Source organism: Rhodopseudomonas sp. P2A-2r, assembly GCF_026015985.1.
Taxonomy (GTDB): domain Bacteria; phylum Pseudomonadota; class Alphaproteobacteria; order Rhizobiales; family Xanthobacteraceae; genus Tardiphaga.
Genome location: NZ_CP110389.1, coordinates 6,070,621 through 6,084,051 on the forward strand (window position 1 = coordinate 6,070,621; position 13,431 = coordinate 6,084,051).

At 65.8% G+C, this 13,431-nt stretch carries 12 protein-coding genes and 1 pseudogene; 9 read left to right on the forward strand and 4 right to left on the reverse strand.

Going from position 1 to position 13,431, the window contains the following annotated elements; genetic code table 11:
• Positions 1-147: 147 nt before the first annotated feature.
• Positions 148-1,302 carry a PA0069 family radical SAM protein gene (locus tag ONR75_RS29250; protein WP_265080328.1) on the reverse strand — a complete coding sequence of 385 codons (1,155 nt, stop codon included), beginning with the start codon at positions 1,300-1,302 and terminating at the stop codon, positions 148-150.
• Positions 1,303-1,494: 192 nt separating this feature from the next.
• Here ONR75_RS29250 and ONR75_RS29255 point away from each other — a divergent pair, with 192 nt between their 5' ends.
• From ONR75_RS29255 to ONR75_RS29275, 5 genes are all read left to right on the forward strand, one after another.
• Complete coding sequence (locus ONR75_RS29255) at positions 1,495-3,423, forward strand: hypothetical protein (protein ID WP_265080329.1); 1,929 nt, start codon at positions 1,495-1,497, stop codon at positions 3,421-3,423.
• Positions 3,424-3,433: 10 nt separating this feature from the next.
• Positions 3,434-5,059 (forward strand): PEP/pyruvate-binding domain-containing protein, encoded by a 1,626-nt coding sequence (locus tag ONR75_RS29260; protein WP_265080330.1) that lies wholly within the window; start codon positions 3,434-3,436, stop codon positions 5,057-5,059.
• 107 nt (positions 5,060-5,166) lie between these two features.
• On the forward strand, positions 5,167-5,733 hold the full coding sequence (locus ONR75_RS29265; protein WP_265080331.1) for a glycosyl transferase: 567 nt from the start codon (positions 5,167-5,169) through the stop codon (positions 5,731-5,733).
• A 221-nt stretch (positions 5,734-5,954) separates the two neighbouring features.
• Positions 5,955-6,884, forward strand: coding sequence for a helix-turn-helix domain-containing GNAT family N-acetyltransferase (locus ONR75_RS29270; RefSeq protein WP_265080332.1), 930 nt, complete (start codon positions 5,955-5,957; stop codon positions 6,882-6,884).
• A complete protein-coding gene (locus tag ONR75_RS29275; protein ID WP_265080333.1) occupies positions 6,884-7,033 on the forward strand; it encodes a hypothetical protein in 150 nt (49 codons plus the stop codon). Before ONR75_RS29270 ends, ONR75_RS29275 begins: the two co-directional genes overlap by 1 nt.
• Before the next feature lie 4 nt (positions 7,034-7,037).
• Here the strand turns inward: ONR75_RS29275 and moaB are convergent, their stop codons facing one another.
• Both moaB and ONR75_RS29285 read right to left on the reverse strand, forming a co-directional pair.
• On the reverse strand, positions 7,038-7,601 hold the full coding sequence (gene moaB, locus ONR75_RS29280; protein ID WP_265080334.1) for a molybdenum cofactor biosynthesis protein B: 564 nt from the start codon (positions 7,599-7,601) through the stop codon (positions 7,038-7,040).
• Positions 7,602-7,745: 144 nt separating this feature from the next.
• Positions 7,746-8,681, reverse strand: coding sequence for a neutral zinc metallopeptidase (locus tag ONR75_RS29285; protein WP_265080335.1), 936 nt, complete (start codon positions 8,679-8,681; stop codon positions 7,746-7,748).
• A gap of 236 nt (positions 8,682-8,917) precedes the next feature.
• On the opposite strand from ONR75_RS29285, the pseudogene ONR75_RS29290 reads away from it, so the two are divergent.
• From ONR75_RS29290 to ONR75_RS29300, 3 genes and pseudogenes are all read left to right on the forward strand, one after another.
• Positions 8,918-10,050 (forward strand): annotated as a pseudogene (locus ONR75_RS29290) (site-specific DNA-methyltransferase).
• 292 nt (positions 10,051-10,342) lie between these two features.
• A complete protein-coding gene (locus ONR75_RS29295) occupies positions 10,343-10,663 on the forward strand; it encodes a hypothetical protein (protein WP_265080336.1) in 321 nt (106 codons plus the stop codon).
• Between the two features lie 240 nt (positions 10,664-10,903).
• On the forward strand, positions 10,904-11,590 hold the full coding sequence (locus tag ONR75_RS29300; RefSeq protein ID WP_265080337.1) for a glutathione S-transferase family protein: 687 nt from the start codon (positions 10,904-10,906) through the stop codon (positions 11,588-11,590).
• A gap of 166 nt (positions 11,591-11,756) precedes the next feature.
• On the opposite strand, the gene ONR75_RS29305 is transcribed toward ONR75_RS29300, so the two are convergent.
• Positions 11,757-12,167 carry a nuclear transport factor 2 family protein gene (locus ONR75_RS29305; RefSeq protein ID WP_265080338.1) on the reverse strand — a complete coding sequence of 137 codons (411 nt, stop codon included), beginning with the start codon at positions 12,165-12,167 and terminating at the stop codon, positions 11,757-11,759.
• Positions 12,168-12,406: 239 nt separating this feature from the next.
• Here ONR75_RS29305 and ONR75_RS29310 point away from each other — a divergent pair, with 239 nt between their 5' ends.
• Positions 12,407-13,321, forward strand: coding sequence for a LysR family transcriptional regulator (locus ONR75_RS29310; RefSeq protein ID WP_265083844.1), 915 nt, complete (start codon positions 12,407-12,409; stop codon positions 13,319-13,321).
• Positions 13,322-13,431: the final 110 nt, after the last annotated feature.

Here is a 13,431-nt window from a genome sequence, read left to right on the forward strand (position 1 = left end):
GGGAACTCCGGGCTGTGCCCGCTATTCAGGGACGTCGGGTGAGGGAAGCCCGCGTGGCTCACGGACTTCCCTCCACCCGCCTGCGCTGCACAGGCACCCTCGGAAGCGACACGAGGGGCCAAGTCCTGGCAGCGACACTTCAGAATTCTAAAACAAACTCAGCTGCTGACCCGCCGGCTTGGCGAAATGGTCGGTGGTCAGTTTCGAGCGACGCTTGTTGAGGCCGAGCTTCGCGCAGGCGATCTCGAATCTGCGGCCGATCATCCAGGCCATCGGCCCGGTGCCCTTCATCCGCGTGCCCCATTGCGAGTCGTAGTCGCGGCCGCCGCGCATATCGCGGATCAGCGTGAAGACGTGGCGGTAGCGGTCGGGATAATTCGCCATCAGCCACTCGCGAAAGAGGTCGCGGACCTCCAGTGGCAGCCGCAGCAGCACGTAGCTGGCTTCCTTGACCCCGGCATGGGCGGCGGCATCGAGGATGCGCTCGATCTCGGCATCGTTCAGGGCCGGAATGATCGGCGCCACCATCACCGTGGTGGGAATCCCGGCCTCCGACAGTTGCCGCAGCGCCTCCAGCCGCTTCGCCGGCGTCGAGGCGCGTGGCTCCATGGTGCGGGCCAGCTTGGGATCCAGCGTGGTTACGGAGATCGCCACCTTGGCGAGATTGCGCTTGGCCATGCGGGCGAGGATGTCGATGTCGCGGGTCACCAGCGCCGATTTGGTCACGATGCCGACCGGATGCGAGGCGCGCTCCAGCACTTCGAGAATGCCGCGCATGATCTTGCTGTCGCGCTCGATCGGCTGGTACGGATCGGTGTTGGTGCCGATGGCGATCATCTTCGGCTCGTAGTCCGGCGCCGCCAGCTCCTTTTCCAGCAGCGCCGGCGCATCCGGCTTGGCGAACAGCTTGGATTCGAAATCCAGCCCCGGCGACAGGCCGAGAAAGGCGTGACTCGGCCGCGCGAAGCAATAGACGCAGCCGTGCTCGCAACCGCGATAGGGATTGATGGAACGGTCGAAGCCGATGTCCGGGGAGTCGTTCCGGGTGATCACCTTGCGCGCGGTGTCGACGGCCACCGTCGTCTTGAACGGCGACAGTTCGTCGAGGCTCTGCCAGCCGTCGTCGAAGGCGACCCGGGCTTCGGCCTCGAAGCGGCCGGAGTCGTTGGACTGGGCGCCGCGGCCGCGCCGCCGCTGCTTCTCGATCGCCACGGCGATTTCGGGAAACGGCGAAGGTACACCCGCCGGTTCGGAGGGCGCCGGGACCGGCGGGTACTTGAGGGCAGCGATGTTGCGACTCATGCCAACAACATAGCGCGACGTAGGAACAAATCAAGAACATAACGTCGCTCTCGATTCATTCCGTCCGGTACGAGCATGCATCCGCTGTACCGACGTTCTCATGACAATTGGATGACTGACATAGCGCAATCAAAGTGTCGCTAAGCCGGGCCATACAGGCGGCACGTCCGATTCAACCGGTGTGCGTCGCCCATGAAATCCCAGATCATCGAAGAACTCGGCCAGACCGACATACTGCTGCCATCGCTGGTGGCGGAGGGTCTCGCCGCCAACGACCGCATCAAGGTGCGGATGAGCGCGTTGCAGGCCGCCGTCCAGCATGCGCGGGCGCCGGGGCAGGCCATGGCCGATCTGCAGGCGGAATGCCGCGCCGCGGGTATTGCGCCCGCCGCCATCGCCACACTGATCGGCGGCGCGCACATGGCTGCGGAGGGCCGCATCGCGGCGCCCAATCTCGCAAGGCTGATGAAGGACATCGTCGACGACGTCACCGCGATGATCCGCGCGGTCAAGGCCGGCGCGTCGCGGGAAGACGAAGCCTTCGACGGCAGGCTGTCCGCGATGCTGGCGGCCGGCGTGCTGGACGCCGCCGCCGACATCGAGGCGGCGCGGATCGCGCGATTGACCGGAATGGCCGAGAACGGCGCCGACAGCCTGCACCGGATGGTGATGGACCTGCACAAGGCGCTCAACCGGCTGGCCGCGGGTTGCGCCGAAGAGGTGATCGACGGCGCCCATGTGTTCGGGCTGCAGCCCGGCGACCATGCGCCGGTGCAGGCCTTCATGCGCGGGCTCGGCCAGACGCGGGCACTGAAGTTCGACCATCCCGGCCTCGACACCATGGCCACCCGCTCCGGCGGCCGGCTGCTGATCCAGAACGATATCGGCACCACCGACGCTCATGTGGTGGTGATCGCCGTCAAGGCTAACGCGGTCACCGTCACTTACACCGACGTCCATCGTGCCCGCGCCAGGTTCTTCGTGGCGCTGTTCGATAAATTTCCGGCGACGTGGAGCGGGCTGGATCGCCATGCCGCCGATGGCCTCGGCGACGACGGCACGTTCTATCTGGTCACCGGCGACTATCAGGCCGACAGCGCCGACGAGCGCGATGAATTCCTCGCCGCCGTCGGTGCTGCGCTGGTGTTCCTGATCGACTGGAACAAGGCGCGCAAACTGTTGCGCAGCTGGGTCGCCAAGAACGACGCCGCCGAGCTGCTCGGCTGGGCCGCGCGCCATCGCATCGGCCACCGCGCCTTTCTCGAACTGGGCGGCGACGAGCTGATCGGCGCCGCGGTACGCAATGCCGCGCCGACCCGGATCGGCTTCGGCGAACGGCTCGACCAAGCGCTCGGCCGCGACGCCGCGGTGGATTTTCTCAAGACCGCCATGCGGGTGTCGACCGAGGCGCTGAGTGCGGGCCGTTCGGTGCGTCTGGTCCGCGACCAGATCGAGGCCGAGCTGGTGCGCCATCTGGAGCGCGTCGACAGCACCCTGCTCGCGATCATCACGCGGCAGGCCGGTCTCGCCCACGATATCGCCGCCGGCCTCGCCCATCATCTCGCGGCGCTGCAGGCCGGACGGAGCGCCGACGGCAAGGCGCTCGCCGCCCGCGCCAGCCGCATCGAACAGAAGGCCGACCGCATCGCCATCGAGGCCCGCAAGGAAGTGACGCGCCTCAACGCCCGCCCGGTGATCGAGCAGATGACGGACAGCGTCGAACAGGCCGTCGACGAACTGGAGCAGGCCGCCTTCATCGCCTCATTGCTGCCGGCGAATGTCGATCCGGCGCTGCTGGAAGCACTCACCGGGCTGTGCGGGACCGCCGTCACGGCGCTGCAGGCCGTGGCCTCGGGCCTCGCTGCCGCCGCCGAGGTCCCGGACGGCCAGCGTGTCGATTCCGAGGATGCGCTGGCCTGCGTGGTGCGGCTGATCGATGCCGAGCACGACGCCGACCTGCGCGAACGCGAGGTGACGACCCGGGTGTTCGCCGGCGGCTTCGACGTGGCGACCTCCTTGTCGGTGCTGGAGCTGGCGCGGGCCATCGAGCGCACCACCGACCGGCTGGCCGGCTTCGGCCATCTGCTGCGCCGCTACATCATCTCCGACCTGTTGGCGTAGAGGACAGACCATGCATATCGTGCGCATCGGCGACGGCTCGACCAAACCGCATTCGGCGGACAGTATCGGCAACAAGGCTGCCAACCTGGCGCGCATGGCAGCGCTGGGCCTGCCGGTGCCGCCGGCCTTCGTGCTTCCGGTCAGACTGTGTGCCGCCATCATATCGGGCGATCCGCGGGCCGAACGCGATCTTCGCCACGGGCTGAAGGACGGCATCGCCTTCCTGGAGCAGGCGACCGGCAAGCGCTTCGGCGATCGCCGCAATCCCCTGCTGGTATCAGTGCGCTCCGGCGCCGCGCGCTCGATGCCCGGCATGCTGGAGACCGTGCTCGACGTCGGCTGCACGCTGGCTGCGGTACACGGGCTGATCCGCACAACCGGGCGGCCGCGGCTGGCCTGGGATTGCCGCCGCCGCTTCATCGAGAGCTATGCCGAGACCGTGCTTGGCCGCGATCCCGCGCCATTGAACGCGCGGCTGACGGAGTTGATTGCCGCCGAGCAGGCTTTGAGCGACCGCGATCTCGACAGCGAAGCGCTGGAACGCCTGGCCGGCGAGCAATGCGCCCTGGTCGACGATGACGATGACAGCTGGCTGGAAGATGCGGCGGCGCAACTCGATAGCGCGGCGCGCGCGGTCTATCGCTCCTGGGTCAGCGAACGCGCACAGACCTACCGCAAGCTGCAACAGCTCGACGAGCTCGAAGGCACCGCGGTGACCGTGCAAGCCATGGTGTTCGGCAATGGCGGCCTCTCTTCCGGCGCCGGCGTGGCGTTTTCGCGCGATCCCTCCACAGGCCTGGCGAAGCCGATGATCGATCTGGTGCTCGACGCCCAGGGCGAGGACGTGGTCTCCGGCCGTCGCACCCCCGACAGCGAACAGAGCATCGCCCGCGCGATGCCCGCGGTGGCCGGCGAGCTCGGCGATATCCTTAAACAGCTCGAACGCGAATTCGTAGATGTCCAGGATATCGAGTTCACCATCGAGGACGGCAGACTCTGGATCCTGCAGACGCGCACCGCCAAGCGGACACCACGCGCGGCACTGCGCATCGCCATCGACCTCGTCCATGACGGGCTGATCACACCGAAGCAGGCGCTGCAGCGGATCGACGGCATCGATCTCGCGGCGCTCGACCACACCCGGCTGGCGGACAGCTCCGATCCGGCGATCGCAGGGATCGGCGCGTCAGGCGGCATCGCCGTCGGGCGCGCCGCCTTCGACTCCGCCAGCGCCCAGCGGCTGGCTGACACCGGCGAGCCGGTGATCCTGTTGCGCCCGGATACATCCACCGCCGACGTGGCAGGCTTTGCGGTCGCCGCCGGCATCGTCACTTCGGTCGGCGCCCGCACCGCGCATGCGGCGCTGGTAGCGCGGCAGATGGGACGGCCGTGCATCGTCGGCTGCGCCGGCATGGTCATCGACACCGACGCCGATCAGGCCCGACTTGGCGACGCCACGCTGGCGGCCGGCGACTGGATCTGCATCGACGGTGACAGCGGCCACATCTATCTCGGCAAGCGCGAGATCATCGTCAGCCACCCGGACGCCGAACTCGCCGAGATCGAAGGCTGGCGATCGAAGGGCCATGGTCATCACGCGGCGGGGCCGGCTCCGCACCACGCCGCGGGCCAATAGCGCTTGTTGGTACGGGCGCAAAAATAGGCGGGCCGAGGGCTGATTTGATTGCGACAAAATGATAACCGTGCCACGGTTTCGCATCAAAAAGGTACTCCCCTCCGCCCATGCTCAGCGTGATCATCCCCACCGAAGGCGTCGAACAGCCTGCCGTCGCCACGTTGGCCGCGCTGGTGCCCGGCGCTGCCGCGGGCGTGATCAAGGAAGTGCTGCTGGTCGACCGCGCCGATAACGGCGTCATCGAGCACGTCGCCGATGTCGCCGGCTGCGGCTTCCTGTCGTTCCAGGGCTCGCGCGCCGCAGCAATGGCCGCCGGCGCCCGGCAGTCGCGCTCGCCATGGCTGATGTTCCTGCATGCCGGCGCCGTGCTCGACGCCGGCTGGATCGAGGAAACCAGCCAGTTCATCCAGCGGATGTCGGGAAGCGATAAACCCCGAGCGGGAATCTTCCGCTATGCCCGCTCGCCCTATTCGGAGTCGACCCTGCGCGACGGGCTGAAACTGCTCGGCCGCCTGATGCTCGGACCTTCCGCGGATCAAGGCCTGCTGATCGCCCGCGAGCATTACGACCGGCTCGGCGGCTACGCCGATGCCGCCCGCGCCGAAGCCCGCCTGCTGCGCCGGCTGGGCCGTTCCTCGCGCACCCTGCTGCGCAGCCGGATCATCGTCGCCTGAACGAATGCAACGGCGTGGCAGCGCAGGATGGGTCGAGCGTCTTCGCGAAACCCATCAATCACCCGCACAGACACGATGGGTTTCGCGGAGTTTATCATCGGGCGCGCTTCGCGCGACCCGTTGGCTCTACCCATCCTACGAACGGCGCCTCACAAATTACTTGCTAAAAGCAACCAATTGATTGACATTGGCAACCATTGAGGCTTGCCGGACACACGACCATGACACCGACCATCTCCGATCAGCAGATCGCCGCGGTCCGCGACTTCAACCGCTTCTATACCCGCCGGCTCGGCGTGCTCGAGCAGCAGTTCCTCGACAGTCCCTATTCGCTCACTGAAGCGCGGGTGCTGTACGAACTCGCGCATCGCGAGGCGCCGTCGGCGAAGGAGATCGCCACCGCCCTCGACATCGACGCCGGCTATCTCAGCCGCATCGTCCAGAATTTTGCCGACAAGGGCCTGGTCACCCGCCGGCCATTGCCGACCGATCGCCGCCAGTACCAGCTCGGCCTGACCGCCAAAGGCCGCCTGGCGTCCGGCCGGCTCGATCGCAGCTCGCATGCCGACATCGGCGCGATGCTCAGCCAGCTTGCGCCACACGAGGCCAACCAGGTAGCGCAGGCCATGTCGACCATCGAACGACTGCTCGATGCGCGGGCCCGTGCGCGCCCGAAAGCGACGCTGCGCGCGCCGATCCCCGGCGACATCGGCTGGGTGGTGCAAAGCCACGGCGCGCTCTATGCCGCCGAATATGGGTTCGATGCGTCCTTCGAGGCGCTGGTGGCGGAGATCGCCGGCAAGTTTCTGGCGTCGTTCGACGCCTCCCGCGAGCGCTGCTGGATCGCCGAGATCGACGGCCAGCCGGTGGGCTCGATATTTCTGGTCCGGCAGTCGGACGACATCGCAAAAGTGCGGCTGCTGCTGGTGGACCCGGCCGGGCGCGGCCAGCAGCTCGGACAACGGCTGGTCGCGGAGTGCATCGGCTTCGCCCGGCAATGCGGCTACAGCAAGATCACGCTGTGGACCCAGAGCATCCTCATCGCCGCGCGAAAAATCTATCAGCAGGCCGGCTTCGTGCTGGTATCGACCGAGCCGCATCGCAGCTTCGGCCAGAACCTGATCGGGGAGACGTGGGAGCGCGACCTGTAATGTCGGCGCGGCGCGACACACCGCGGCGCGTCACCCCGGAGCTACTGGCGTTTCACAAGGCCAATGCGAAGCTGCTGCGTATCGAAGCCTGCAGCGCGGCACGGCGCACCCTGCGCGGATGGCTCACACGCATCCTGCGCCGGCGCTGACAGATCAGGCCGAGGCGCCCTTCGCCTTGCCGCGACGCAGGTGCTCGTCGAGCCGCGGCATGATCTCGACGAAGTTGCACGGCCGCGTGCGGTAATCGAGCTGTGCTGCCAGGATGCCGTCCCAGCCGTCGCGGCAGGCGCCGGGCGATCCCGGCAGGCAGAAGATATAGGTCGCGCCCGCAACGCCGGCGGTGGCCCGGCTCTGGATTGTCGACGTGCCGATCTTGGCGTGGCTCAGCATATGGAAGGCGATGGAGAAGCCGTCCATGCGCTTCTCGAACAACGGCTCGATCGCTTCCGGCGTGACGTCACGCCCGGTGAAGCCGGTGCCGCCGGTGGTGATGACGGCATCGACGCCGGGATCGGCAATCCACTTTTGAATCACGGCGCGGATCGCCGGCACGTCATCGGTGACGATCTCGCGCGCCGCCAGCTTGTGGCCGGCAGCGGTGAGGCGATCGACCAGCGTGGTGCCCGATTTGTCGTCGGCCAGCGCGCGGGTGTCGGACACCGTGAGCACCGCGATGTTGAGCGGGATGAATATCTTGGTTTCGTCGGTGGATGACATGGTGTCGACCTCTCGTGTCCCGCACGCGGTGCGGCGCTCTTGCGCCGCTCCGCAGATGCTGGACCCCGGTTGTAGCAGAAAGCTGGGCCCCGGATCTGCGAAGCAATACTGCGTATTGCATCGCGTCCGGGGAACGTACCCAGTTTACAGTTGCTGCGCGCCAAAGGTGTTGCAGGCCTGCACGGTACCCTGCTGGTAGCCGGTCATGAACCAGCGCTTGCGCTGTTCGGCCGAACCGTGGGTGAAGGAGTCCGGCACGACGCGGCCCTGGGCCTGACGCTGCAGCGTATCGTCGCCGATGGCCGAGGCGGTCTGCAGCGCGGCGTCGATGTCGCCGGCCTCAAGGAAGCCCGGCCGCTTCTTCTCCTCGCGGTTGACCCAGACGCCGGACAGGCAATCGGCCTGCAGCTCGACCTTGACCTGTAGCGCGTTGGACGCGGCCTTGCTGCCGGCCTGCTCCTGCAGCCGCTGCACGCGCGGCAGGATGCCGAGCAGGTTCTGGATGTGGTGGCCGGCCTCATGCGCAATGATGTAGGCCGCGGTGAACTTGCAGGCATTGCCCGAGCAGCCGCGAAAACGCGTTTCGACCTGGCGGAAGAAGCCGGTGTCGAGGAAGATCTGCTTGTCCGGCGGACAGTAGAACGGCCCCATCGCCGCTTGCGCCATGCCGCAGCGGCCACCGTTGGTGGCATTCTTGAACAGCACGATGCGCGGGCCGGAATACTTCTGGCCGTTGGCCTGGAAGATCTCGCTCCAGCGGTCGTCGATCTCGCCGAGCACGCCGGAAATCATGCTGCCCATCTCGTCGGTCGGCGCGCCGCCCTTGGAGGGCGCCGAGCGGCGGTCCGTCTGATAAGTCGGCGCCTGCTGCTGGCCGCCGGTGAGAATCTCGGCGCCGCCGATCAGGATGCGCGGATCGATGCCGAACGCCCAGCCGACCAGGCCGAGCACGATCACCGTGCCGATGCCGAGACCGCCGCCGCCCATCGGCAGGCCGAAACCGCCGCCACCACCGCCGCCGCCTTCGTCGTCGCGACGGTCGTCAATGTTGTCGCTGCGACGGAAGTCATCGTAACGCATGGTGGCTTTCCTTTATTCAGTCCGCTGGCGGAGCGCGCGCCGACACACAACGCGGCAACCGCATAAAATTTCCATCGAATTCAGCAATAACCTGCCCGGCAATTATTGCCTAGCATGAACAGTAACGAAGTCGATGGCAATTAAGTCGATTTTTACTTTGCCGCGTCATGTTGTGGCCAGTCGGTTGTTTAGTCCCGCGTCGCCGACAGCGTCGCCTGAGTCAGAGTAATTGAGTCATGGTTGTTTCGCTTCGCGGGGCGTCTGCAAGGGCGCCCCGCATCAAATTCGAATCCGGCCCCTCTTCCCGTATCGTCATCGGGGATTGCGTCGCCGAGATGTCAAAGTTGCCGGCCCAGTCGGTCGATCTGGTGTTTGCAGATCCGCCGTACAACCTGCAACTGAAGGGCGATCTCAAGCGCCCCGACGAATCGCATGTCGATGCGGTCACCGATGACTGGGACAAGTTCTCGTCATTCGCCGCCTACGACGATTTCACCCGCGCCTGGCTCCTGGCCGCGCGCCGGATCATGAAACCGTCGGCCACCCTGTGGGTGATCGGCTCCTACCACAACATCTTCCGCGTCGGCTCGATCATGCAGGACCTCGGGTTCTGGGTGCTCAACGACATCGTGTGGCGCAAGTCCAACCCGATGCCGAACTTCCGCGGCCGCCGCTTCACCAATGCGCACGAGACCATGATCTGGGCCGCGCGCGACGAGAACGCCAAGGGCTATACCTTCAACTACGAGGCCCTGAAGGCCGCGAATGAAGATGTCCAGGCGCGTTCCGACTGGCTGATTCCGCTGTGCACCGGCGACGAGCGCCTGAAGGGCGCCGACGGCAAGAAGGTGCACCCGACCCAGAAGCCCGAAGGCCTGCTCGCCCGCGTGCTGCTGTCGTCATCGAAGCCCGGCGATCTGGTCATCGATCCGTTCAACGGCACCGGCACCACCGGTGCCGTCGCCAAGCGGCTCGGCCGCAGCTACATCGGCTTCGAGCGCGACCGCGACTACGCCGCCGCGGCCGAAGCGCGCATCGCCGCGATCGAGCCTCTGCCCGACGCCACCCTCGCCCCGTTCATGACCGCGCGTTCTGCCCCCGCGTCGCGTTCTCCGAACTGGTGGAGCGCGGCATGATCACGCCCGGGACGAAACTCGTCGATGCCAAGAAGCGCCACGGCGCTTTGGTGCGCGCCGACGGCGCCATCCTGTTCGGCGACAAGGTCGGCTCGATCCACCGCATGGGCGCAGTCGCCCAGGGCTCCGCCGCCTGCAACGGCTGGACCTTCTGGCACCTCGAGACCAAGAAGGGCCTGCGGCTCATCGACGAATTGCGTGCCCAGATCCGCAGCGAGATGGACGGGGTATAATCCCTCCATCGCCTGGCATGGTCGGCAACGGCGCACTTGCGTCGTGCCCACCGCGCCGATTTCCAAAGACATGAACTACACTACACAATGCCGCCGGGCGGCCGGCGGCGTTGCTGTGCGTGGCGATCGACGCGGGGACACGCCATAGACCGGCAAGGTCTGCCGGCAAGGCTTGCCGGGCGGCAACGCCCTCCCGCCACCGCGCAACCTCAAATACCTGGTGTTGCTGAATATTTCCATGGTCCGGATTTTGCGTGGGGGTGCTTGACGCCTCACAACGCGGGAGATCCCGATGGCCAGCTCAATCGTATCCAGCATGTTTACGTCCACGCTCTCGAGCAGCATCAAGGCCAGCAAGGGCAGCCTCGACAAGGCCATCGCGCCCGAGAGTGCCGAGGACAAATTTCGCGCCTTCACCAAGATGTCGCCGGCCGACAGGATGCGCGCCGCCATGCTGTCGAGCATTGGCGTCACCGAAGGGCAGTTGAAAAGCATGCCGCCGGACCAGCAGAAAGCAATCGAGCAAAAGATCGCGGACATGGTCAAGCAGGCTGCACAGAAGCAGATTGAAAAGGGCGGCAGCCCGGGTTTCATCACCGATATCAAGGCCTAGGTGCCGGTAGCGCACCGCGCCGCTCTCGCTTCAAGCTGGAGACTAGCGCCGGTTCGAGCCGTCAGGCCGCCGGCGCGATCGACCGCATCTGCCGGGCGTGGCCGGGGCGTTGCGGCTTTCCCGGTCTGCAGCCCGGCCTTCACGAAAACGTCGCTTGCCTTGGCTGCCAATTCCAAGCACCGGACAATGGCCGCGCATGCGGTGTCGCTTTGCCCGCAGAGAATTCCAGGGAGATATGCCGTGCTGAAGTTCTATTTCAACGGTTCGCCGAATCCGACCAAGGTCGCGCTGCTGCTCGAGGAGCTCGGCCTGCCCTACGAGCCCGTCCCGGTCGATACCCGCACCGGCGGCCAGTTCGATCCCGACTATCTCGCCATCAATCCGAATGCCAAGGTGCCGGCCATCGACGATGACGGTGTCGTGGTGTTCGACAGCAATGCCATCCTGCTCTACCTCGCCGAGAAAACCGGCAAGTTCCTGCCGCCTGCCGGCGCCAAAGACCGCGCCGAGCTGCTGTCATGGCTGATGTTCGTCGCCACCGGAGTCGGTCCGTTTTTCGGCCAGGCCGTGCACTTCAAGCATTTCGCGCCCGAGAAGATCGATTACGCCCATAACCGCTACCAGTTCGAGGCCAACCGCCATCTCACGGTACTGAACGAGCGGCTTGCCGGCCGCGCCTACATGGTCGGCGACAGCTACACCATCGTCGACATGGACGTCTGGGGCTGGGCGCGGATGACCGCCTTCGTGCTCGGCGACGACGCGCTGGCAAAATACGCCAACGTGAAGCGACTGGTGGATGCGATCTCCGCACGGCCCGCAGCGGCCAAGGCCATCGCGCTCAAGGACCGCTTCACCTGGAAGCCCGACATGGACGATGCCGCGCGCAGCGTCATGTTCAAGCACCTCGCCACCAAGGTCGCCTGATCGCGAGGACAGAGCTCTGCCTGTAGCCCGGATGAGTTTCCGCGCCGCTTGCGGCGCGGAAACGACATCCGGGACAGAGTTTCAAGCGATCCTCCGGCCCCCGGATATCGTGGAGTTTATCATCGGGCGCGCGAAGCGCGACCCGTTGGCTCATCCGGGCTACCGATCATAGCTGCGGAAACGGACCGAGCACCTTCTCCACCAGCGCCGAGTCGCAATACTCCTTGATCTGCTTGATCCGGCCATCCTCGATGCGCCACACCATGCAATAATCGTTGTCGTAGCGGACGCCGGTCTTGGTGACATTGTCGCCCTTGGCCTCGACGACGACGGTGTCACCTTCGGCGATAAAATTGTACGCCACGGTGCGCGGCCGGATGTCGAACAACGACCTGAAGTGCCCCATCAGCCCGTTCACCACCGCATCGCGCCCCTTGAAGCTGCGCGACCATGAATATTGGCCGGTGACGATCCAGCACACGTCGTCGGCGAGGTGGTCGGCGAAGGTGGTGCCGCTGCGGTTGGCGGAGTCGGTGTAAATCTGCTGAATCAATCTTTTGTTGGCAGCAACGCTCATGAATATCTCCTGATAGCGATAGTGACGTTCGAAGAGCTCAGGGTGCCTCGCAAGCGAGGTAGAGAATCGGAACGGCGGCATCCACGATCGTGGAAAGCGGTCGAATAGCGCTTCGACATTGGCGTGATGCTGTCGGCATGACGTCATCCGGATTGTCCTCGTTACGAGACCATGACCGCAACATGGCGCAGCGCGCTGTATTCTTCCAATCGATAGTTGATATGATATATATCGACGCCATGAATTTGGCTGCGATAGACCTCAACCTGCTGGTGGCGCTCGATGCCCTGCTGCGCGACGCCAGCGTCAGCCGCGCCGCGCTGCGTATCGGGTTGTCGCAGCCGGCCACAAGCCACGCACTGCAGCGATTGCGTGACGTTCTCGGCGACCCGCTTTTGGTGCGCGTCGGCGCACGCATGGAGCTGACGCCACGGGCGCAGGCTCTGCGTGGGCCGTTGGCACAGGCGCTCGAGCAGGTGCGCGGGCTGTTCGTTGCCGAGGGCTTCGATGCCACCAGCAGCGAGCGGCGCTTCCGCCTGATGATGCCCGACCTCGCGGTCGAACTGCTGGTCCCGCCGCTAATGGCGAAGATCTCGGCGCTGGCGCCGAACGTGCAGATCGACATTGTGCCGTGGCGCGGCCCGGCGATCTTCCATGCCGAGTTCGCCCGCACCATCGACATGGTGATCAGCATCGGCAATGCCTTCAAGGGCTTTCACCGGCAACTGCTCTACACCGACAGCGACGCGCTGGCGGTGCGGCGCGGGCATCCCGCCGGGACAAAGCTGAAGCGGCGCGCGGATTTTCTCAGGGCAAAGCATATCGCGGTGGTGATCCGCGGCAACAACGCGGACCTGATCGACAACTGGCTGTTGCCGCAGGGGATCGAGCGACGAATTGCACTGACCGTGCCGGGCTATCTCGAGGCGCTGCACGTATCGGCGCGCAGTGACCTCGTCGCCTTTGTGCCGCGCCGTCTGATCGCAGCGCTCGCCAAATCTCTGGAGTTGACGACGATCGCGCCGCCGCTCGATCCCGGTATCGACGAACAATACATGTTCACGCCGACGCGGGCACAGTTCGATCCCGGCTCGATCTGGCTGCGCAAGGTGATGCTGGAGATCGGAAAGGAGATGAAAGCGCTGAAAACGTAGGGTGGACAAAGGCGCTCTTGCGCCGTGCCCACCCTCACGCGTGTCACATTTGTGGTGGGCACACCTCGCCGCGCTTTGCGCGGTCGAGGCTTTGCCCGTCCTACAAGTAT

Coding starts and splice junctions, on each gene's coding strand:
- ONR75_RS29275 (WP_265080333.1), top strand. CDS start 6,884: ATGTCGGCGCGGCGCGACACACCGCGGCGCGTCACCCCGGAGCTACTG.
- ONR75_RS29285 (WP_265080335.1), bottom strand. CDS start 8,681: ATGCGTTACGATGACTTCCGTCGCAGCGACAACATTGACGACCGTCGC.
- ONR75_RS29260 (WP_265080330.1), top strand. CDS start 3,434: ATGCATATCGTGCGCATCGGCGACGGCTCGACCAAACCGCATTCGGCG.
- ONR75_RS29270 (WP_265080332.1), top strand. CDS start 5,955: ATGACACCGACCATCTCCGATCAGCAGATCGCCGCGGTCCGCGACTTC.
- ONR75_RS29265 (WP_265080331.1), top strand. CDS start 5,167: ATGCTCAGCGTGATCATCCCCACCGAAGGCGTCGAACAGCCTGCCGTC.
- ONR75_RS29305 (WP_265080338.1), bottom strand. CDS start 12,167: ATGAGCGTTGCTGCCAACAAAAGATTGATTCAGCAGATTTACACCGAC.
- moaB (WP_265080334.1), bottom strand. CDS start 7,601: ATGTCATCCACCGACGAAACCAAGATATTCATCCCGCTCAACATCGCG.
- ONR75_RS29250 (WP_265080328.1), bottom strand. CDS start 1,302: ATGAGTCGCAACATCGCTGCCCTCAAGTACCCGCCGGTCCCGGCGCCC.
- ONR75_RS29255 (WP_265080329.1), top strand. CDS start 1,495: ATGAAATCCCAGATCATCGAAGAACTCGGCCAGACCGACATACTGCTG.
- ONR75_RS29295 (WP_265080336.1), top strand. CDS start 10,343: ATGGCCAGCTCAATCGTATCCAGCATGTTTACGTCCACGCTCTCGAGC.
- ONR75_RS29310 (WP_265083844.1), top strand. CDS start 12,407: ATGAATTTGGCTGCGATAGACCTCAACCTGCTGGTGGCGCTCGATGCC.